This is a genomic window from Caballeronia terrestris (assembly GCF_001544515.1).
In the GTDB taxonomy this organism is placed as follows: domain Bacteria; phylum Pseudomonadota; class Gammaproteobacteria; order Burkholderiales; family Burkholderiaceae; genus Caballeronia; species Caballeronia terrestris.
In genome coordinates this window covers 21,334-40,796 of the sequence record NZ_FCOL02000046.1, presented here as the reverse complement: position 1 = coordinate 40,796, position 19,463 = coordinate 21,334, and the positions used below count along the sequence as shown (strand labels likewise).

Here is a 19,463-nt window from a genome sequence, read left to right as displayed (position 1 = left end):
GGCGCTCGACGGGCTGCAAGGCGTCGCGGGCGATGCATCGAAGAGGGAAGTGCTGGAAGAGGAGCGCGCGCTGCTCAAGGCGCGCTTGCAGTTGCTTGAACGGCAAGGCGTGGGCACGCGCTCGGTGTTCGGCAGCGAGGCTGCGCTCGATGCGGGCGAGATAGCGCGCTTGCAGGCGCGCATCGAAGAGAACAGCCAGAGGCTCGCGAGCCTCGGCCTGCCGATGGACGCGCTCGAACGCAAGTTCGAGCATGTACGCAGCGTGCTGGCCGAGCCGCAGGAGCGCGCGTTCGTCGAGGTGAAGCGGCTGCGGCTCGACCGGATGAACGTCGTGATGGACGACACGTGCACGCAGCCGGGCGATGACATCGAGTTCCGGCTCGCGCACATTCCGGGCACGCCGCCGGAGACGCGGGCGTTCTCGCTCGTGCGCATCGCGCGGGGCGGCCTGCTGCCGGCGAGAAGCCGTCTCGACGAAGCGGCGCGGCTGATTTAGTGTCCTTATCGGAAAAGCTGGGCCGAAGGAGACCGGTGCCGTGCGAGAACAGACATAAAGCCCGACCAGCTAAATGACGCGTTGTTACGAGGAGATTCACCGTGCCTATACTCACTCAAGAAACCTGCACGCCGCTGAGGATGAAGAGTACGCGGCAAGCTCAGGCATCCAACGTTGAGCAGGGGCGTCTCATGGCGATATCTCTCGTAGGCACTCGGGCCATTGTCGGACTGCTTTCGAGCATCGTGTTGCTCGTCTGGCAATCGCCGGCGTGCGCTGGCAATCTCAGCTTTCTTAAGGACACGCCGATCACGTACATGAAGCAACCCGACCGAGAGGTGCTCAACAAGTCTGCTCGTACGGCTCTCGATACCAAACAAGATGGCGAATCGCTCAACTGGAGCAATGAAGGAACGGGTAATCCCGTCGCCATAAGGGGAACGATCACGCCGCGCGATTCTGTGAAGGACGGCGAGCGCACCTGTCGGAAGTTGACGATCATCGCGGTTGCCAAAGGTCAGACGGAGACATGGGGACCCACTGCTTGCAGGACTGGCAAGGGCGCGTGGGAGGTACAGGAGCGATAGGACCACGTCCAACGGCGATCCTTGTGTGACAGGCGGCGGGGCCGCTTTGCGCAAGACACGTGGAGCACCGCAGGTCTGTTCGGGTGTTCTATATGGACAAGCCGAAATCGACTGTGGACAGCTCCACGACACCGACCGATTCATCCGGTTGTAACGAGGACACTCCCTTCGTCCGTGATGGCGAGAGGCATTGTTACCGGGAGGCCAGACTAAGGTCGATCAAGGTCGGGCCGCGGGCTGGCATGCCCGTTGTAGGACTGGAGCAGAACGATCGCGTGCAAGGCTCGACAAGGTGTGAGAGATTAATTTGCCTTTTCAGAAAACACGTCAATGCGGCGAATGCAAGCGTATTACGCGCCTGTCTAATGCTATGCACCGCACGCGTTGCAACATACATGTTGCGCCTTGACGTGCTGCCGGCCCGTCGCGATGCCCGGCCCGCGTGTCTTCGACTCTGGCAGCACGAAGCCATCGCCAAAGGACGACGACTCGTTTCGCAACACGCTCGAACTGTTGCCATTCGCGATTCTCGTGACGAACCAGCATGGCGAAATCGTGCTGGTCAATGCGGCATCGGAGAAACTCTTTGGCTCCAGCCGCGCCGAATTGATCGGCGCATCCGCCGATGCGCTCGTGCCCGGCTTGCGCGAGGGAACCCATGACGCGGTGCAGTATGACGCAGCTTCGGGTCGCGCCCTTCGCGCCCAAAGCGGCTCTCGCGACGTATTCGCCCGCCGTAAGGAAGGCACCGAATTCCCCGCCGAAGTCACGATCAATCCTTTGACGTCGTCCAGGAAAGCGCTGATGCTGACCGTCGTCATCGATCGGACCGAACGATACGAATTGCAGCGCCTTACCGCCGCAGGGGCGCTCAGGACGTTAACCCGTGGGCGCATTGTCTTTTGATGTCTTTGAACCTAAATTGTAGATGCATCTCCAGGAAATCGAGAAGCTTCGCTTGCAGCTTGTATAGCCGCGCTTACCGTCGAACCGGGGGGGGATTTCTGCTCCGGGGCTGCGCGTGTACCTGCCGCTGCGTCCGTGTTCCCGCTCATCGAAAGGTAACGCCATGGATGCAATCAAGATGTTCCTTGAAGTCCAGCGTCGTTCATGCTTTTTTCGCGGCTGTCCCGGCTATTACGTCGGCGAGGTCAGTGTCAAGGGGGCTCGTGGCTCGGACGCGGCGCTCTTCGTCAGGTAGCGAGATTGATGCTGTGGTATTCGGACGATCACCTTTTTATGCGAAACCGCGCTTGGTCGACGGACAGTTACTCGGAATAGTTAGGTTTCTGGCGACCTTCCTGCCGGAGAGCGATGGGAGCCTTAGCGTGGTCCAGCTCCAACCATGCCGGTTGCCTGGCAAGCTTAACGTGCCGTCGAGTTGGTCTCTCGCGGCAACATGCGAGGAGGCCACCGATGCAGCCCACGCCTACGGCCCGTAGGGTACTATCCAGAGAATTGCTCGATGTACTGATCCGTGCCGGGCTCATTTCTGTTCTCGCTGTATTTTGTTTTCGAATCTTCGTTCCGTTCCTTAATCTGATGGTCTGGGCGATGATCCTCGCGATCACGCTGTATCCGCTGCAAGCGAGACTGCGGGGAAGATTCGCCATCAGGGAGGGCCTTATCGCCACCCTGATCATCCTCATTGCGTTCGGCGTTATCCTCGCGCCGACATATATGTTGGGCGTCGCAGTAGCCGACTCGATCGAGCATGCGATGGCCGTCGTGAGGAGCGGCAGCTTCCGCATTCCACCGCCTGCGGAATCGGTGACCACCTGGCCACTCGTGGGTCAGCGAGTGTTCGACTTCTGGCAGCAAGCCTCCACCGACCTTACCGGTCTCGCGCACAAGTTCGCACCTCAGCTCAAGGATGCTGGCCGCGCATTGCTCGGAACGCTCACCGGCCTCGGCGCGGGGTTGCTGATATTCTTCGTCGCGCTAGTCATTGCTGGCATTCTCATGGCTCACGGCGAGAATGGCCGCCGCAGCGCGGTGCAGATCGCCTCGCGCATATCCGGCCCGGAGAACGGTCCGAAGATCACCGATCTTTGCACCGCCACGATCCGCGCAGTCGCTCAGGGCGTGGTCGGAATTGCGTTCATCCAGATGCTGCTCATTGGTGTCGCCTTCGTGCTCATGGGTATCCCTGGTGCCGGCCTGCTTGCGCTCGTCGTGCTGCTGATCGGCATCATGCAGTTACCCGCCACCCTGATCACGGCCCCGGTGATCATTTTCGTCATCGTCACCGAGGGCCTCAGTACAGCGACGATCGTCTTCTCGGTCTATGTCTTCGTCGCAGGCCTGGCCGACAACGTGCTCAAGCCATTGCTGCTGGGCCGTGGCGTCGCCGTACCCATGCCGGTCGTGCTGATCGGCGCGCTCGGCGGCATGGTCTCAGGCGGCGTCATCGGCCTGTTCATCGGTCCCGTGATGCTCGCGGTCGGCTATCAACTGTTCTGGCGATGGGTGAGGGACCAGCCGCAGTCGGAGCGCTCAAACGAACAGCAGCAGACTTGAACCGCCGGGACTGCTCGGTGTCACTACAATGCACCGGCGCTTCTGAAACCCGAGTGCTTGATCGCTTGATCTATGAGGCGCAGCGGGCCGAAATCAATTCAAAATTCGCTGCTGACTGTGAATGTCCGAAACTCTGCTCAGAGAGCGGATCTTGGCGTGTCAATGATTTCAGTCCTGCGGACGGCAGTTAGCGGCGATAGGGCGCGCTGTGCGTCTTGCTTCTGATTCAATATGCCTTCACAGTGGTTGCTGCCCGGAACCGCTGTATGGGCTGCAATTGCTCCGTGCCGTAGTGTGGGCGTTTTCGCAAGAAATGCGCTGGTGCCGGAAACACGATGGCGCGCAGCCCCTGTTGCGCAGACGCCATGATGCGTCGTTCCCTCCAACGGGCGCTACACCAGCAAGCTGGCGACGGGCTTGGCTGTGCTGGATTTCATCTAGGTCGAACTCCGGCCATAGCGACGCCGCGCGAATCCAAAAGCGCGTGAAAAGCCAGGGAGCATCATGACGCGACGGTCAAAATGCATCACCGCGCTGACAATGGCTGCACTATGTGGCCCGGCGGTTGCAACCGACGCCCCTCCGGGCGATGCCGGCGCACAATGGCAGATTGCAGTCGGGCCTTACCTGTGGTTGCCCACTGTGAGCGGAACGTTCCGGTTCACGCTTCCCGGAGGCGGTGCCGACGCGTCCAGCGGGCCGTACAACTATCTGCAGAACCTCAGATTCGCCTTGATGCTGCAGGGCGAGGCGCGCAAGGGGGAGTGGAGTGTTTTCGCCGACACCATCTACCTCAACTTCGGTCGGCATGAGAGTGCTGTCAATGCGACGAGCGGCGTCCTCGGCACGCGCGGAACGCAGCAGGACGTTCAGACGAGTTTCGCGGGAACGCTGGTCCAGCTGGGCGGGAGTCGTACTGTCATATGGCAGGAATGGGGACACGTCGATGCGATCGCGGGCATGCGCTATCTTGGTGTGAAGGGAACACTCGACGCAATGATCGGCGCGACAGTTGGCTCAGGACCGGGGGCCAGTGCGAACTTTCATGTCGGACAGATGCAGAACATCTTCAATGGTTTCGCGGGCGTACGCGGACGCGCGACGTTCACTCGGAACGGCGCATGGTACGTCCCTTTCTATCTCGACGTGGGGACGGGCACCTCAAAGTTCACATGGCAGGCCCTGACGGGGGTAGCCTACGCGACAAAGCGGGTCGACTTCGGCCTGCTCTATCGATACCTCGCATTTTATGGCTCGGGCGATCAACTCGTCCAAACGCTTCGCTTTAGCGGCCCAAGCGTGAATGTGACCTTCAAGTTCTGATCGCGATTCAGCGACCGTTGCTTGACTTCGCAACCCGATCTGCCTGAAAGCGAGACAATGAGTTGCGACGTTGCACCGGGCGAAACGGGCACGTTTGCGACACGGGTCGTGGGGCGGCCGACGAGTGCTCCGTTGTTGGCGGGCACGCCATTCGATCGGCACTGTCATCAATACTTGATGTCCCGTTTTTGCTGACGACCTTCCTGCTTCGAGTTGCGCTTGTCCTGCCGGCACTGGGAGTTACTCTTCTGGTCTGCGGCACGGCAGTCGACCTTGGTTGTGCGCGCTTCGTGTTTCGCGGCCTGGTTTGCGTTCCTGCCTTGTTGCCGCTGTTGCGACTGGTTGGTGGCCAGCGAAGCCCCCGATAGCGCCAGGAGTCCAGCGGCGGTGAGTGTTGCGGCCGTTCGCGCCCAGAGCTCGTTTTTTGATTCGACCATTTTCACGTTCCTGCGTCTTGGTTGAAATGGCGGTCATGTGTTGAGTAGAGCCGCCTTCGAATTTCGTGGAGAACCTCGACAAGAGCATCCGTCGCTCGCAGTCGATGATGGCACGAAAGCGTGCAACCGGTAGCGAATCAACCGTCGCGCCAGCAGGCTAGCCCGGTCGAGGGAACAACAGTCATTGAATATTGCTCACAGAGGCACTTCTTGGTTCATGCAAAAGAGCTTCCATGGCTGGGTGTCCGGCGCGCATGAATCCCCGCAGGCTGTCGTCTGTATGGCAGCGCACAGAAGAGAGAACGAGGCAGATGGATACTGGTCGCCCTACGAGGCCGATCACGGAATCCTGATGCGAGCCCACCTCTCTGTTCTCCCATGTCTTCTGTCTTTTCTGGTTGCCGGCTGCAACACGCCGCCGATTCCCCAGGGAAAGCCAGTCGATATCCCTACCGCTTTGGAGCAAGTGATGGAGGGCCTGTGCAACTTCAAGAAGAACCAGGCCGCACAAAAGCAGGACTGGGGCGTGGCTATCGACTCGTTGACTGTGGAACTTGAACTGACCGTCGACGGAACAAAGAATCCTCCGGTGGCGGTGGCTCCGGACGTTCAGTTCATCCCAACGGTCAGTTACGGGCAAATGATCACGGCGATCAGAGGAAGCAGGATCTCGGTTACGCTGAAGAATACTGGGGTCTCATCCGTCGACCTGAACTGCAGTGCGTCCAAGGCAGTGAAATAGGCGCGTAGCCTAAAGGCGCACTCGATCGCTTCTGTCCGAAGACGTCTCCCTCATGCAATCGCACCGGCGACCTGCGTCGTCGTCAACCGCCGCCACTGCGCCAAGCGGGTGACGAACTCCCGCTCCGGGGACGTGTCCCCGCCCGGTGGCACCGACCGGGGACACTTGAATGCCGTCAAGGGTAAGCGGCTCGGCAACTCACCTTGAATTTCGCTAAGAAGCTGTTGCGTAATTAAGCAAAGAACAGTGCGAGCTGTGACCAACACATTAAGGCGCAGGCTAGCGAAAGGAAGGCTTCATGAATATGAGGTCGGCCTCAAAAGCGAAGTGCAACACCTATCTCGTATAAGGTGTTGCAATGCCCGACAAACTTCGTACCAGCAGCTTCAACCTGAAGAACGCCTCGCCATCGCAAGCCTACGACTGCAGGATGTGAGTATCAGGGCCATGGCCCTGATACTCGGGCGCTCACCAGCCACCGTCAGATCTGTTTTATCGGCAGCTTGTTTGAGGGTGGTGAGCGCAACGACGTCTCCAGAATAGTTGAAAACTGCCTGCGCGAGTTTCTCGTGCGGTTCTCATGACTTGAAACACCGTCGGAAACATCGCGTCGAGAGTTAGGTGTTTCTTTTGCCGAAGAACGGTTTCGTTGATATTCCGACAGGCCCCGGTCTCGGGATCGCACTTCTGCCGGACGCGCAGAGAATTCGTCCGCCACTGTCCAAACCGATTTCGATGCGTCCGCACTATGACGGGTTCATTGTTGACCAGTAAGGGAGACCTTACCCACGAGCAGCGGGATTGCGCCTCCACCGGCCGAATCGAGGCTGTGGCAGACCGGCCGGCGAAAGCGGTTCGCTCTGGACCGCGCGTCGCACATCGCTGCACGGCGAAAATCCGACGAAAACCTACTGCGAAGCGTTGCTCAATGCCTTCCAAACGACCTTGGTCGCGGTACGAAACGCGACGAGGTCCGGCGCATTTCGCCCCGATCGTCGCAAGAACACGATCAGCCCCTGCCAGTGCGAATAAATGAGCGCGCCGCGCAGACGGCACTCGTCACGTGCGAGCGCGGGGTTGATTTCCGCGACGAGTTTGCTGAATACCTCCTGAAAGTCGCCGCTGACCCTGACCATCAGGTCTCGTACCGATGCCTGGTGCTCGGCGAGACACCAGACTTCGAGCGCGAACGGACTGACGACATTGTCCGGCCCCGTCAGAACGTCGAACGTTTCGTCGAGAAGCGTTTCCAGACGCGCTTCGGGCGACCGCAGCGCATCGTCGGCGAGAAGGCGAAATCGTTCGAGATAACGCTTTCCCATTTCTTCGATGGTCGATTGCAGTAGCGATTCCCTGCTGCCGAAGTAGTGCTGCAACGTGCTCAGGCGCACGCCCGCGTCCGCCGCGACGCGCCGTTGAGTAAAGCCGGCGTTGCCTTCACGCGCAAAGACGCGAATCGCGACTTCGAGAATCTCGGGAACGCGCGTCGTCCGGTTGCCGCGCGACTTCGACGCACCCTTCGCGTCCCTTCCACTGATGTCCTCGGACGTGATGCTCATGAGTTCCATATGGCCGATCTCCTGCGAACCGACTGGGGTCAGGCAAGCCGCGCTGCCTGCAACTCTATCAAACCAAAATTTGGTCAATCAACCCAATTATATAGGTCAAATCTGGTTTTGGTGCCAGGCCCATACGATTGTCCCTTGCGTAAATACGTAGAAGTAGCGCGTATACCCCAACTTCGAATGTCTTGATAATTGGTCACCAGACCACTAATATTTGGTCATTAGACCCATAAAAGCAGTTGCTCAAATATCAGGGCCAGCACGCAATCGCCTGCGGCACATCTGCCGGCAGAAAGGAGCATTGAAATGAACAGCCACGCAAGTTCATTGCATCGCCTGGTGGACAAATGGCTCGGCCCGACGCAAGCCACGCCGGCGCGAGTCGTCCGGATGACGCGCAGCGGTTCTCACCCGACGCGCTGCATACGCGTCGAAGTCGAGCGGCCGTCGGGTTCGCTCTCGGTCCTGTTCTTTCGCCACGACGACGGAACGTGGTGCGTGTTTCCGCCGACGAACCGTCGTCCGTCGATGAACGCATTGCGCTTCGCGGCCTGATGGCATCCGGGCGACCGGCCGCGCTGTTTTGGAAAGCCGTCCCCGGATTTACCCGTCCTTGACATCGCCATGCGAACGTAGCAGTATCGAATCAAAGGTTGATCCAATGAAAAAAAGATAGTTTCACTAGAAGCCTGATTCGAACTCGATCAACAGCGTCAAGGCGACACGCAAAATAGGAGAGGCGACGATGAGCAGCGCACTTGAGGGAACGAAGGTCCTCGACTTTACCCAGATGATGAACGGCCCTTTCGGCACGATGCTCCTCGCTGATTTCGGCGCGGACGTGATCAAGGTGGAACCGCCCGCAGGGGACACGATGCGCCTCACGGGCGAGACCTTCCTCGGCGACGATGCCGTCTATTTCCTCACGCTGAACCGCAACAAGCGCAGCGTCGTGCTCGACCTCACGGCACCGGAAGGACAGCACACCGCGCAGGAAATGGCGAAGCAGGTGGATATCGTCGTGGAGAATTTCCGGCCGGGCATCGCTGAGAAACTCGGCATCAGCTATGAAAAGCTGTCGTCGGCGAATCCGCGCCTGATCTATTGCTCGACTTCGGCATTCGGCCGAACGGGCGCCGACAGCATCCGCCCCGGCATGGACCCCGTCGTGCAGGCGATGTCCGGGATCATGCAACTGACGGGCGACGAGCAGACCGGCCCGCTGAAAACCGGCATGCCGTACGCGGATTTGATCACGCCGCTGCTTTCGACCATCGGCGTGCTCGCGGCGATCCAGTCGCGCAACGTCACGGGCCGCGGCCAGCGCGTCGACCTCTCGATGCTCGACGCGACCATCTTCAGCATGATCCCGCGCGACGCGTATTACTTCGCGACCGGCGAGACGCCGGGACGCATCGGCAACGCGCACTGGCAGATCGTTCCGTACAACACGTATCGCACGTCCGACGATCGCCACGTGATGGTGATCGCGCATACGGACAAGTTCTGGCGCGTGCTCGCGGCGGCTGTCGGCGCCGAAGCTCTGCTCGCCGACGAGCGCCTGAAGACGAAGGACGGGCGCCTCGCGCACCGCGATATCGTCGATGCTGGTCTGGCCGAAGCCTTTGCGAAACAGCCGCTCGCGCACTGGAACGAGAAGCTGCTCGAAGCGCAAGCGATGTTCTCGCCGGTGCTGAATTTCCAGGAAGTCTTCGAAGACCCACGCGTGCAAAGGGATCTGGTCGAGGAACTCGATCATCCGACGGCCGGCAAGTTCAAGGTCGTCACGAACCCGATCCGCCTGTCGGAGACGCCGACTTCGATTCGCCGTCCGCCGCCGACCATCGGCCAGCACACGGACGAGATCCTGCGCGAGTTCGGGCTGGCCGCGAAAGACGCGGAACAGGCGGCCGCAGCAACCTTGGGAACCGAGTGATGTCAGCCATGAACCCGTGCCACGACATCGGCTTGCCCGAACTCGCGCGCGATGAACCGCCGCTGAAGGGCGTGCGCGTGCTCGACTTGTCGCGTGTTCTTGCGGCGCCTTTCTGCGCGATGATGCTCGCGGATCTCGGCGCGGAAGTGACCAAGGTCGAGCACCCGAAGGGCGGTGACCAGACGCGTCACTGGGGCACGGCAATCCAGGGCGGCGAGCGCACTTACTACCTTGCGATCAACCGCACGAAGCAGTCGATTGCAATCGACTTCTCGAAGCCGGACGGCGCGGAGCTCGTCAAGGCGCTGGCCCGCGAGAGCGATATCCTCGTCGAGAACTATCTGCTCGGCACGCTCGAGCGCTACGGGCTCGGCTACGAAGCCTTGCGCAAAGAAAACCCGAAGCTGATCTATTGCTCTGTCAGCGGCTATGGGAGAACGGGTCCGAGTGCGCAACGTCCCGGCTACGACTCGGTAATCCAGGCTGAAAGCGGCCTGATGTCGATTACCGGTGAGCCGGAAGGGGAAGCGTCGAAGGCAGGCGTGCCGATCTGCGACATCACGGCCGGCATGTATGCGACGCAGGCGATCCTCGCGGCCTTCGTGCGACGCCTGCGCAACGGGCGAGGCGAAGCGATCGACATCGCGCTCTTCGACTGCACGCTCGCGAATCACGTCTCGGTGGCGGCCAACGCGCTGCTGTTGAACAAGGCGCCGGGCCGCTACGGCAACAGCCACGCCGACATCATCCCGCAAGGTCTGTATCACGCCGCCGACGGCCCGATCATGTTCCACGTCGGCAGCGACGTGCAGTTCGCGCGTTTCTGCTCGGACGTGCTCGACATGCCGGGTCTCGCCACCGATCCGCGTTTCATCGACAACGACGCACGCCGCGCCAATCGCGACGCGCTCGATGAACTGATGTCGGCGCGCCTCAGAACGCGTTCGCGCCACGAATGGGTGCCGCTCTTTCGAGGCGCGGGCGTACCGGCGGGCCTCGTGCAGAACGTGCTCGAAGCGCTGAACTCGGATGAATCGAAGGCACGCAACATGGTCTGCGAGATCGATCATCCGACCGCCGGCCGCATCAGCCTCGTGAACTCGCCGCTGAAGATGCAGGAAAGCTCGCTGGCACCGCCAAAAGCGCCGCCGCTCTTCGGCGAGCACACCGACCTCATCCTCGGCGAGAGGCTGCATCTCGACGCCGCCGCCATCGCCCGCTTGCGTGAACAAAACATCGTACGTTGATACAAGGAGACCTTTGATGGACGACTACAAAGCATCCGCGCCCGCCTTTCCGATGCGCCGCTGCCCGTTCGCCCCGCCGCCGGAATACGCGGAGATCCGCAAGAACGAAGGGCTCTCGAAAGTGACGATGCCCGATGGCACCGAAGCATGGATCGCAACCCGCTACGACGACGTGCGCGCTATCCTCGGCGACCCGCGCTTCTCGACGGCGCCCTCGACGCCCGGCTATCCGTTCATTGCGCCGGCCCGAGCGGCGTTGCTGAAAGCGGAGTATCCACCGACGATCATCCGCATGGATGCGCCGCAGCATACGAAGTATCGTCGGATGCTGTCGAAGGAATTCATGGTGCATCACATCGATGCGATGCGCCCCGAGTTGCAGCAGACCGTCGACACGTTGCTCGACGAGTTCATCGCGAAGGGTTCGCCCGCCGATCTATTCGAGGACTTCGCGCTCACCGTGCCGACCACCGTCATCTCGCGGATGCTGGGGGTGCCTTACGAAGACCGCGATTTCTTCCAGGAGCGCAGCAAGGCCAAGCTCGACCTCACGGCCGATCCTGAAGTGCCGGTGCGCGCGGGTGCCGAGATGCGCGAATATCTCGACCGCCTGATCACCGAGAAGATGGCGCATCCGGGCAACCGCAGCGATCTGATCAGCCGCCTCGTGACGAGCCAGGTCGTGCCCGGCCACATGACGCGCGAAGAAGCGCTCGCGACCATCGAACTGCTGCTGATGGGCGGCCACGAAACGACGGCGAACATGATCGCGCTCGGCACGCTGTCGCTGCTCACGCATCCCGAGCAGAAGGACGCGCTCGTCGCCGATCCGTCGCTCGTGCGCAATACGGTCGAAGAAATGCTGCGCTTTCACACGATCGTGCATTACAACGGCCCACGCGTCGCGATGGAGGATGTCGAGGTGGCAGGCACGCTCATCCGAAAGGGCGAGGGCGTGCTTGCGCTGATCACGGCCGCCAATCGCGACCCGAAAGCATTCGATCACCCCGACCAGTTCGACATCCGTCGCCCCGCGCTGCATCACGTTGCGTTCAGCTACGGCGTGCACCAGTGCCTCGGGCAACCGCTCGCACGCGCCGAGTTGCAGATCGTCTTCACGACGCTCTTCCAGCGCCTGCCGAAACTGCGGCTCGCCGTGCCGCTGGACGACATCAAGTTCCGCTACGACGCGTTCGTGTACGGCGTCGATGCATTGCCGGTCGAGTGGTAAGCGAATCAGCGAACCGGCTAACGTGTCCGCGCATCCCGCGCGGGCATGCAGCAACCATCAGGAGACAGACATGAAAATCAACGTTGACGCGACGAAGTGCATCGGTGCGGGCTTGTGCGTGGTGGCCGCACCGGAAGTCTTCAGCCAGAACGAGGATGACGGCCTCGTCATCGTCCTGCAGGAGAGCCCGCCGCCGCATCTTCACGAAGCCTGCCGTGAAGCGGCGCGCCTGTGTCCCGCGCTCGTGATCACGTTCGACGAATAAGCAGCGTCCGACGAGAGCCGCAACACGTTCACAAGGGTCATGACATGAATGACGCGGGAATCTTGATCATCGGTGCGGGGCAGGCCGGCTATCAGTTGGCAGTGTCGCTGCGCGACGCCGGCTACGACAAGCGCGTGGTGCTGATTGGCGACGAGCCGGATCTTCCGTATCAGCGCCCGCCGCTTTCGAAGGCGTTCCAGAGCGGCGACTGCGAAGCGGAGCAGGTCACGTTCCAGAAGGAACCCTTCTACGAGGGCCGCAGGATCGAACTGATGCTCGGCGTGCGCGTGCTGCATATCGATCGCGAGCGCCATCACATCTCGACCGGTGACGGTCGGCGCATCGAGTACGAGCATCTCGTGCTCGCGACCGGCGCGCGCAATCGGCTGCTGCCGGGCTGGGACAGTGCGACGTCGGGCCTACTGAAGCTGCGCACGCTGCACGATGCGCATGCTTTGCGTGAGGCGCTCAACCGCTCGAAACGCGCGGTGATCGTCGGTGCGGGTTTTCTCGGGCTCGAGTTTGCCGCCGTGGCCGCGAAGCGCGGCGTCGCGGTGAGCGTGATCGAAGCGAGTTCGAACCTGATGAGCCGCGCGGTCAGCGCACCCGTTGCCGAGGCGTTTCGCGAGCATCACGAGTCGCTCGGCGTCACCTTCAGCTTCGATAGCGGCGTCAAGCGCATCTGCACGGAAGCGGGCCGCGTGATCGGCGCCGAAACGACGGGCGGCATGCTGCACGAAGCCGATCTCGTGGTGGTGAGCATCGGCGTGGTTCCGAACGTGGAACTCGCGAAGGATGCGGGGCTTGAGATTGCGAACGGCATCGTCGTCGATCTGAATCTCGCGACGAGCGATCCGTCGATCTCCGCGCTCGGCGATTGCGCGGCTTTTCCGTCGCGCTTCGCGTTCGGCAACTGCCGGATCGAATCGGTGCAGAACGCCGTCGATCAGGCGCGCTTTCTCGCGCAGCGCCTGACCGGACACACGCACGGCTTCGAAGCTGTGCCGTGGTTCTGGAGCGATCAGGGCGGCGTGAAGCTCCAGATTGCGGGCGTCGCGATGAGCCGCCCCGACGAAATCGTCCTGCGCGGCGACCGCGCCGGCCTCAAGTTCTCAGCCTACGGATTCGCGAAAGGGCATCTCGTGGCGGTCGAATCGGTCAACCGTCCTGCGGACCACATCGCCGCGCGCAAACTGCTCGCCGCCGACGCGCCCGTCACGCCCGCGCAGGCCGCCGATCCGCAATTCGACCTGAAGACCGTGCTCCAGCCCGTCACCTAGAAAAAGGAGTGTTTGCAGATGTCGACGATTTACGAAAGCCTGGGCGCGCAGAGCGCGAGCTTCATCCGCGGGACGCACCGTCTGCTGATCGGCGGACGCTCGGTCGATGCGCAATCGGGCAAGACCTTCGACGTCTTCGATCCGGGCACGGGCGAAGTCGTCGCGCGCGTGGCTGAAGGCGATGCCGCCGACATCGATCTCGCCGTGCGTGCCGCGCGCCGTGCGTTCGAAACGGGCGACTGGGCGAAGATGAAGCCGGCGGACCGCACGCGCGTGATGTTCCGGCTCGCGGATCTCATCGAGCAGCACGGCGACGAACTCGCCGAGATCGAAGCCGTCGATAACGGCAAGCCGCTCGCGGTGGCGAAACGCGGCATCGCGGGCACGGCGGAAATGCTGCGCTATATGGCCGGATGGGCGACCAAGCTGAACGGCGAATCGGTCAGCGTATCGGTGCCGGGCGAATGGCATGCGTACACGACGCGCGAGCCGGTCGGCGTCGTCGGGCAGATCATTCCGTGGAATTTTCCGCTGTCGATGGCGATCTGGAAAATCGCGCCGGCGCTCGCGACCGGCTGCACCGTCGTGCTGAAACCCGCCGAACAGACGCCGCTCAACGCGCTGCGGCTCGGGCAGATCATCCAGGAAGCGGGCATCCCGGACGGCGTGGTGAACGTTGTGACCGGCTTCGGCGCGACGGCGGGCGCCGCGCTCGCGGCACACCCCGACGTGGACAAGATCGCGTTCACGGGGTCGACCGAAACCGGCAAGCGCATCGTCCAGGCCGCGTTGGGGAATCTGAAGAAGGTATCGCTGGAACTGGGCGGCAAATCGCCCGTCTTCGTCTTTCCCGACGCCGACCTCGATCTCGCGACGACGGGCGCGGCCAACGCCATCTTCTTCAACAGCGGCCAGGTGTGCTCGGCGGGCTCGCGGCTTTTCGTGCACCGGAAAGTGTTCGATCGCGTGATCGAAGGCGTCGTCGAGCATGGCGACAAGCTGAAAGTCGGTCACGGACTCGCGCCGGACAGCCAGATCGGTCCGCTGATTTCGAGCCAGCAGATGCAGCGCGTCAGCGCCTATATCCGCCAGGGCGAGGAAGAGGGCGCACGGCGCATGAACCGCAAGAGCGCGCCGGACAACGGCGGCTATTTCGTGCGGCCGACGGTCTTCATCGATACATCGACCAGCATGTCGATCTATCGCGAGGAGATTTTCGGGCCGGTCGTGTGCGCGATGCCGTTCGACGACGAGGATCTCGAAGCCATCGCGGCGGAGGCGAACAACAGCGAGTTCGGTCTCTTCGCCGGAATCTGGACGCAGAACCTGGGTGTTGCGCACAAGCTCGCGCGGCGCATCAAGGCAGGCTCGATATCGGTGAACGCGCATATGGTCAACGAGCCCGCGCTGCCGTTCGGCGGCTACAAGCAATCGGGCTGGGGACGCGAGCGCGGACGTGAAGTCCTTGACCTCTACACGTCCGTAAAGAGCATCGCGATCAACCTCGACTGACGGACCGCCGAGTCCGCACGCGCCCATCCTAAAAGATCAACACGATGACATCCTACGACTACATCATCGTCGGCAGCGGTTCGGCCGGTTCGGTGCTTGCCAACCGCCTGTCGGCGAATCCGTCCACGAACGTCCTGCTGTGCGAGGCGGGCGCGGACCTGCCGAACGACAATCTGCCCGCCGCGATTCTCGACAGCTACCCCGGCACCGCCTATCTGAACCCGAACTACCTGTGGCCCGGCCTGCAGGTGACGACGGTCGCCTTCCGGGATGGCACGCAGCCACGCAAGCTGCGCAAGTACGAGCAGGCGCGCATTCTCGGCGGCGGCTCGTCGATCAACGGGCAGTTTTTCAACCGCGGCGCGCCGAGCGACTACGACGACTGGGCGGCGCGCGGCGTCGAAGGATGGGATTGGGAAAGCGTGCTGCCGTACTTCAAAAAGATCGAGCGCGACATCGATTTCGACGGCCCCCTGCACGGCAGGTCCGGGCCCATTCCGGTGCGCCGGATCTTCCCGGACGCGTGGCCGAAACATGCGACGGCCGTGGCCGCCGCGCTCAAGGAATCGGGCTACGACTATCTGCCCGACCAGAACGGCGAATTCCGCGACGGCTATTTCCCGATCGCGATTTCCAATCTCGACGAACGGCGCGTGTCGGCGTCGATGGGCTATCTCGACGCTGCAACCCGCAAGCGGCCGAACCTCACGATCTGGACCGGAACCGAAGTCGCCGACCTCCTGTTCGAAGGGACGAAGTGCTGCGGCATCCGGCTCGAAACGGCGGGACGTCCCGCTGAAGTGCGCGCGCGCGAAGTGATCCTTTCGGCGGGCGCGCTGCAGTCGCCCGCGATCCTCCTGCGCGCGGGCATCGGGCCGGCGGCGCATCTGCGCGAGCAGGGCATCGCGATCGTCGCGGAGTCAAATGGCGTCGGGCAGCATCTGATGGAACATCCGTCCGTCGCGCTGGCTTCGTTCCTTCGCAAGCCCGCACGCGTGAACGACGCGACCCGCCGGCACATCCTGCTCGGCTGGCGCTATTCGTCGGGCATCGGCGGCGCGCCGGCGGGCGACATGTTCGTCTCGGTCGTCACGAAGACGTCGTGGCACGCGGTCGGCGAACGCATCGGCACGATGCTGATGTACGTGAACAAACCGTTTTCGAATGCGGGCGAAGTGAAGCTCGCGTCGCGTGACTGGCGTGCGCCGCCTTCGGTCGATTTCAACTTCCTCTCCGACGAGCGCGACCTCGACCGCCTCGCCGACGGCTTTCGCCGCATGGCGTCGGTGCAGGCGCTCGCGGCCGTTCGAGCCGTCACCGCCGACCCGTTCCCGGCGAGCTATAGCGAAAAGGTCCGGCAGGTGGCGCTGCTCAGCCGCCGCAACAAGGTAATCACCGATGTGCTCGCCACCTTGCTCGACGGCCCCGCGCCATTGCGGCGTTTCCTGATGACGCGCGTGATCGCGGGCGGCGCGACGCTCGCCGATCTCCTCGCCGACGATGCCGCGCTGCGCGACTTCGTGCGCAGCGCATGCGTGGGCGTGTGGCATCCGTCATGTACGTGCCGCATGGGTCCCGACGGCGATCCGCTCGCGGTGACCGACCATCAGGCGCGCGTGCGCGGCGTGCAGGGATTGCGCGTGGTCGACGCATCGATCTTCCCGCACATCCCGAGCGGCAACCTCAACTTTCCGACGATGATGGCCGCCGAAAAAGTGGCCGACATGATGGTCGGCCAGCGGGTTGCCGCAGCCGTTCAGGTGGCCTAGCGCGTCGGCGGATTCGCGGCGTCGCCGGGGATCAGTACGGCGCGGCCGCGGATCGTGCCGGCTTCGAGGGCATCGAAGGCGCGCATCGCATCGTCGAGCGGGAAGCGCGTGACGAGCGGCTTGATGTCGCCGCGCCGCGCGAGTGCGATCACCGCCGCGAGATCGCCGTAGGTGCCGCCATACGGGCATATGACAGAGACGCCGCGCGGCAGCGGATTGCCCGCCGAGCGTGCGACGAACGGATACGTGCCGCCCGAGAGCCCCACCACGCGTATCGCGCCCGAGCGTCCGACGATCGCCGCTGCGAGCCGCAGCGTCGCGTCGTTGCCGACGAAATCCAGCACGACGTCTGCGCCGAAACCGTCGGTCATCGCGACGATCTGGTCGGCGAGCGCTGGATCGTTCGATGAGAGCGCGACATCCGCCCACGGTCGCGCGGCCTCGATCGCCGCATCGGAGAGGTCGGTGGCGACGATGCGCGTGGCCGTCGTCGCACGCAGGATCTGCGCCGCGAGATTGCCGAGTCCGCCGAGCCCGATGATCACGGTCGTCGAGCCGGGATGCAGGAGTTCGGAACACGTGCGGATCGCGTAGTAGGGCGTGAGCGCGGCGTCGGTGAGCGTGGCGGCGATCGCGGGATCGAGATCGCCGATCGCAACCAGCGCGCTTGCGGGCGCGCACACGTATTCGGCCATGCCGCCGTTTTTCGTCACGCCCGGAGTCTGCGGAGGATTGAGCCGTCCGCCGGTGCGCCGGCATGCGTTCTGCCGCCCCGCGAGACACGCGCTGCACGCCCCGCAGGACCAGCACGGATGCACGACGACCCGGTCGCCCGGGCGCCATTGCGTCACGCCCGCACCGGTCTCCTCCACGACGCCCGCTATCTCGTGGCCGAGCGTGGTGCCGTCGGGCGTGCGCGAGTCGGTGGCGCTGCGAATATGCAGATCGGTTTGACAGAGGCCTGCCGCGAGGACGCGCAACACGACTTCGCCGGCTCCGGCGGACGGGATGGGCAAATTGGCGAGCGCGACGTCGCCCGGTGCGCGAAGTTGCACTCCGTGCATGTGACCACAAGGATGCGCTGACACTTTCTCTCCTTTTGAACAAGCCGACTCTACCGATGAACCCGCTGCCAGGGCACCAAGGTTAAACCCCGAGCCGAGGTTTCTTGACAGCCGAATTCGCACACCCCTATGATAAAGCCAAAGGTTCATCCAATGACACAAGCTTACTTTCAGGCGATTGCCTGAGCCACTATTCGGAGAAGACAATCCATGAAAACGCCACGACGCGCGACGCGCTCGAACCCGAGGTCCGGCTGGACGAAGCTCGCGGGACTGAGTCTTGCAGCGGCGCTTTCCGCCGCGTTCACGCTCACGGCGCGTGCGGCCGAGCCGATCCTGATCTGCTCGATCGACGACCGCAGCGGCGCCGCCGCCGACACCGGCACGCAGGGCTATCAGGGCGTGCAACTGGCGATCGACGAAGCGAACGCGGCGGGCGGCATCGCGGGGCACAAGCTGAAGCTGATCGCCTACGACGGCAAGACCGACCCGCAGCTCACGGCGACGTTCGCATCGCGGTGCGCCGAAGATGACAAGGGGCTCGTGATCATTGGCGGCAATCCGTCGGCGCCGGCGGCGGCGATGATCCCGATCGCGACGGAAAACAAGATTCCGTACTACATGCTCTCGGCCGGCACCGACACGCTGACCGATCCGCCCGCGCCGTATCACTTCCGCTTCGGGCCTGCGAATCGCCAGGACGCGGCGGCGATCGCCGACCTGCTCGCGCAGCAGGGCTTTAAACGCCCGGCAATCATCAACAACTCGCTGCCGTTCGGAACCGACGGTGCGCGTGCGACAACCGCCGCGCTCAAGAAGAAGAACATCACGGTGGTGGCGCAGCAGACCTACGACATCAACGCGACGGATCTCTCGCCGCAGCTCTCCAACCTGCGCGATGCCAAGCCCGACGTGCTGCTCGTATTCCCCTATCCCGCCGATGGCGCGCGCGTCCTGCGCACCGCACGCCAGCTCAACGTCACCGCGCCGATCATCGTGTCGCGCAGCGCGTTGCTCGATACGCTGCGCAAGCTCGCCGGTCCCGCGAGCGACGGCGTGCTGATCCCGAACACGGTCGATCCGTCGCGCGCCGATGTGCAGAAGTTCTTCGCGGTCTTTAACGCGCGCTTCGGTCCGCATCAGCCGACGCTCTATCCGGTGATCGGCTACGACGCGGCGAAAGCTGCGCTTCAAGTGATCGCGACGCCCGCCGTGCTGAAGGCGATCGATGCCGGCAACATCGAGGAAGCGCGCAAGGCATTCCGCGACGGCACCGACAGGCTCACGCAGTTCAAGGGCTTGCAGGGCGAACAAAACGCGAGCTATCACTTCGGACCGCAGCAGCACCATGGGTCGCCGGACGCGAACTGGTACGTCTTCATTCTCGTCGCGGACGGCGGAGCGCGCCTGGTCAAGCCCGACCTGAACAAGTTCAAGCCGCTTTAACCGATCGTGCGACGGCGGCCCGAGCTGCCGTCGCGTTCAGCCT

General features: G+C 62.9%; 17 protein-coding genes and 2 pseudogenes. 16 read left to right on the top strand and 3 right to left on the bottom strand.

Annotated elements, in window-relative coordinates; genetic code table 11:
• From AWB67_RS40910 to AWB67_RS26560, 5 genes and pseudogenes are all read left to right on the top strand, one after another.
• A pseudogene (locus tag AWB67_RS40910) lies at window positions 1-496 on the top strand (hypothetical protein); the annotation flags it as partial.
• Window positions 497-687: 191 nt separating this feature from the next.
• On the top strand, window positions 688-1,083 hold the full coding sequence (locus AWB67_RS26575; RefSeq protein ID WP_087659200.1) for an RT0821/Lpp0805 family surface protein: 396 nt from the start codon (window positions 688-690) through the stop codon (window positions 1,081-1,083).
• Between the two features lie 429 nt (window positions 1,084-1,512).
• The gene (locus tag AWB67_RS26570) at window positions 1,513-1,989 is read left to right on the top strand and encodes a PAS domain S-box protein (RefSeq protein ID WP_087659195.1); all 477 of its coding nucleotides are present in this window, start codon (window positions 1,513-1,515) and stop codon (window positions 1,987-1,989) included.
• 510 nt (window positions 1,990-2,499) lie between these two features.
• The gene (locus AWB67_RS26565; RefSeq protein WP_087659194.1) at window positions 2,500-3,603 is read left to right on the top strand and encodes an AI-2E family transporter; all 1,104 of its coding nucleotides are present in this window, start codon (window positions 2,500-2,502) and stop codon (window positions 3,601-3,603) included.
• Window positions 3,604-4,107: 504 nt separating this feature from the next.
• Complete coding sequence (locus AWB67_RS26560) at window positions 4,108-4,926, top strand: hypothetical protein (protein WP_125477681.1); 819 nt, start codon at window positions 4,108-4,110, stop codon at window positions 4,924-4,926.
• Between the two features lie 167 nt (window positions 4,927-5,093).
• Here the strand turns inward: AWB67_RS26560 and AWB67_RS26555 are convergent, their stop codons facing one another.
• Entirely contained in the window at window positions 5,094-5,363 is a 270-nt protein-coding gene (locus AWB67_RS26555) for a hypothetical protein (protein WP_087659192.1), read from the bottom strand.
• Between the two features lie 184 nt (window positions 5,364-5,547).
• On the opposite strand from AWB67_RS26555, the gene AWB67_RS26550 reads away from it, so the two are divergent.
• Together AWB67_RS26550 and AWB67_RS43770 are read left to right on the top strand one after the other, a co-directional pair.
• Window positions 5,548-6,105 (top strand): hypothetical protein, encoded by a 558-nt coding sequence (locus AWB67_RS26550; protein WP_374729853.1) that lies wholly within the window; start codon window positions 5,548-5,550, stop codon window positions 6,103-6,105.
• A 345-nt stretch (window positions 6,106-6,450) separates the two neighbouring features.
• Window positions 6,451-6,603, top strand: a pseudogene (locus AWB67_RS43770) (helix-turn-helix domain-containing protein); the annotation flags it as partial.
• 410 nt (window positions 6,604-7,013) lie between these two features.
• On the opposite strand, the gene AWB67_RS26540 reads toward AWB67_RS43770, so the two are convergent.
• A complete protein-coding gene (locus tag AWB67_RS26540) occupies window positions 7,014-7,673 on the bottom strand; it encodes a TetR/AcrR family transcriptional regulator (RefSeq protein ID WP_087659191.1) in 660 nt (219 codons plus the stop codon).
• Between the two features lie 303 nt (window positions 7,674-7,976).
• Between AWB67_RS26540 and AWB67_RS26535 the strand changes: the two genes are divergently transcribed.
• The 8 genes from AWB67_RS26535 to AWB67_RS26500 all read left to right on the top strand — a co-directional run bounded on the left by AWB67_RS26535 (window position 7,977) and on the right by AWB67_RS26500 (window position 16,910).
• A complete protein-coding gene (locus tag AWB67_RS26535) occupies window positions 7,977-8,225 on the top strand; it encodes a hypothetical protein (RefSeq protein ID WP_087659190.1) in 249 nt (82 codons plus the stop codon).
• Between the two features lie 190 nt (window positions 8,226-8,415).
• Window positions 8,416-9,606 carry a CaiB/BaiF CoA transferase family protein gene (locus AWB67_RS26530; RefSeq protein ID WP_087659189.1) on the top strand — a complete coding sequence of 397 codons (1,191 nt, stop codon included), beginning with the start codon at window positions 8,416-8,418 and terminating at the stop codon, window positions 9,604-9,606.
• Window positions 9,606-10,853 (top strand): CaiB/BaiF CoA transferase family protein, encoded by a 1,248-nt coding sequence (locus AWB67_RS26525; protein ID WP_087659188.1) that lies wholly within the window; start codon window positions 9,606-9,608, stop codon window positions 10,851-10,853. Before AWB67_RS26530 ends, AWB67_RS26525 begins: the two co-directional genes overlap by 1 nt.
• A gap of 16 nt (window positions 10,854-10,869) precedes the next feature.
• The gene (locus tag AWB67_RS26520; protein WP_235025328.1) at window positions 10,870-12,084 is read left to right on the top strand and encodes a cytochrome P450; all 1,215 of its coding nucleotides are present in this window, start codon (window positions 10,870-10,872) and stop codon (window positions 12,082-12,084) included.
• Between the two features lie 70 nt (window positions 12,085-12,154).
• A complete protein-coding gene (locus AWB67_RS26515; protein WP_087659187.1) occupies window positions 12,155-12,349 on the top strand; it encodes a ferredoxin in 195 nt (64 codons plus the stop codon).
• 44 nt (window positions 12,350-12,393) lie between these two features.
• On the top strand, window positions 12,394-13,629 hold the full coding sequence (locus tag AWB67_RS26510; protein ID WP_087659186.1) for an NAD(P)/FAD-dependent oxidoreductase: 1,236 nt from the start codon (window positions 12,394-12,396) through the stop codon (window positions 13,627-13,629).
• An 18-nt stretch (window positions 13,630-13,647) separates the two neighbouring features.
• A complete protein-coding gene (locus tag AWB67_RS26505; RefSeq protein WP_087659185.1) occupies window positions 13,648-15,141 on the top strand; it encodes an aldehyde dehydrogenase family protein in 1,494 nt (497 codons plus the stop codon).
• Window positions 15,142-15,185: 44 nt separating this feature from the next.
• Entirely contained in the window at window positions 15,186-16,910 is a 1,725-nt protein-coding gene (locus tag AWB67_RS26500) for a GMC family oxidoreductase (RefSeq protein ID WP_087659184.1), read from the top strand.
• Here the strand turns inward: AWB67_RS26500 and AWB67_RS26495 are convergent.
• Window positions 16,907-17,998 (bottom strand): alcohol dehydrogenase catalytic domain-containing protein, encoded by a 1,092-nt coding sequence (locus AWB67_RS26495; protein ID WP_200822309.1) that lies wholly within the window; start codon window positions 17,996-17,998, stop codon window positions 16,907-16,909. The two genes, AWB67_RS26500 and AWB67_RS26495, sit on opposite strands and share 4 nt — an antisense overlap.
• A 186-nt stretch (window positions 17,999-18,184) precedes the next feature.
• Between AWB67_RS26495 and AWB67_RS26490 the strand changes: the two genes are divergently transcribed.
• Window positions 18,185-19,420, top strand: coding sequence for an ABC transporter substrate-binding protein (locus AWB67_RS26490; RefSeq protein ID WP_087659182.1), 1,236 nt, complete (start codon window positions 18,185-18,187; stop codon window positions 19,418-19,420).
• Window positions 19,421-19,463 lie beyond the last annotated feature (43 nt).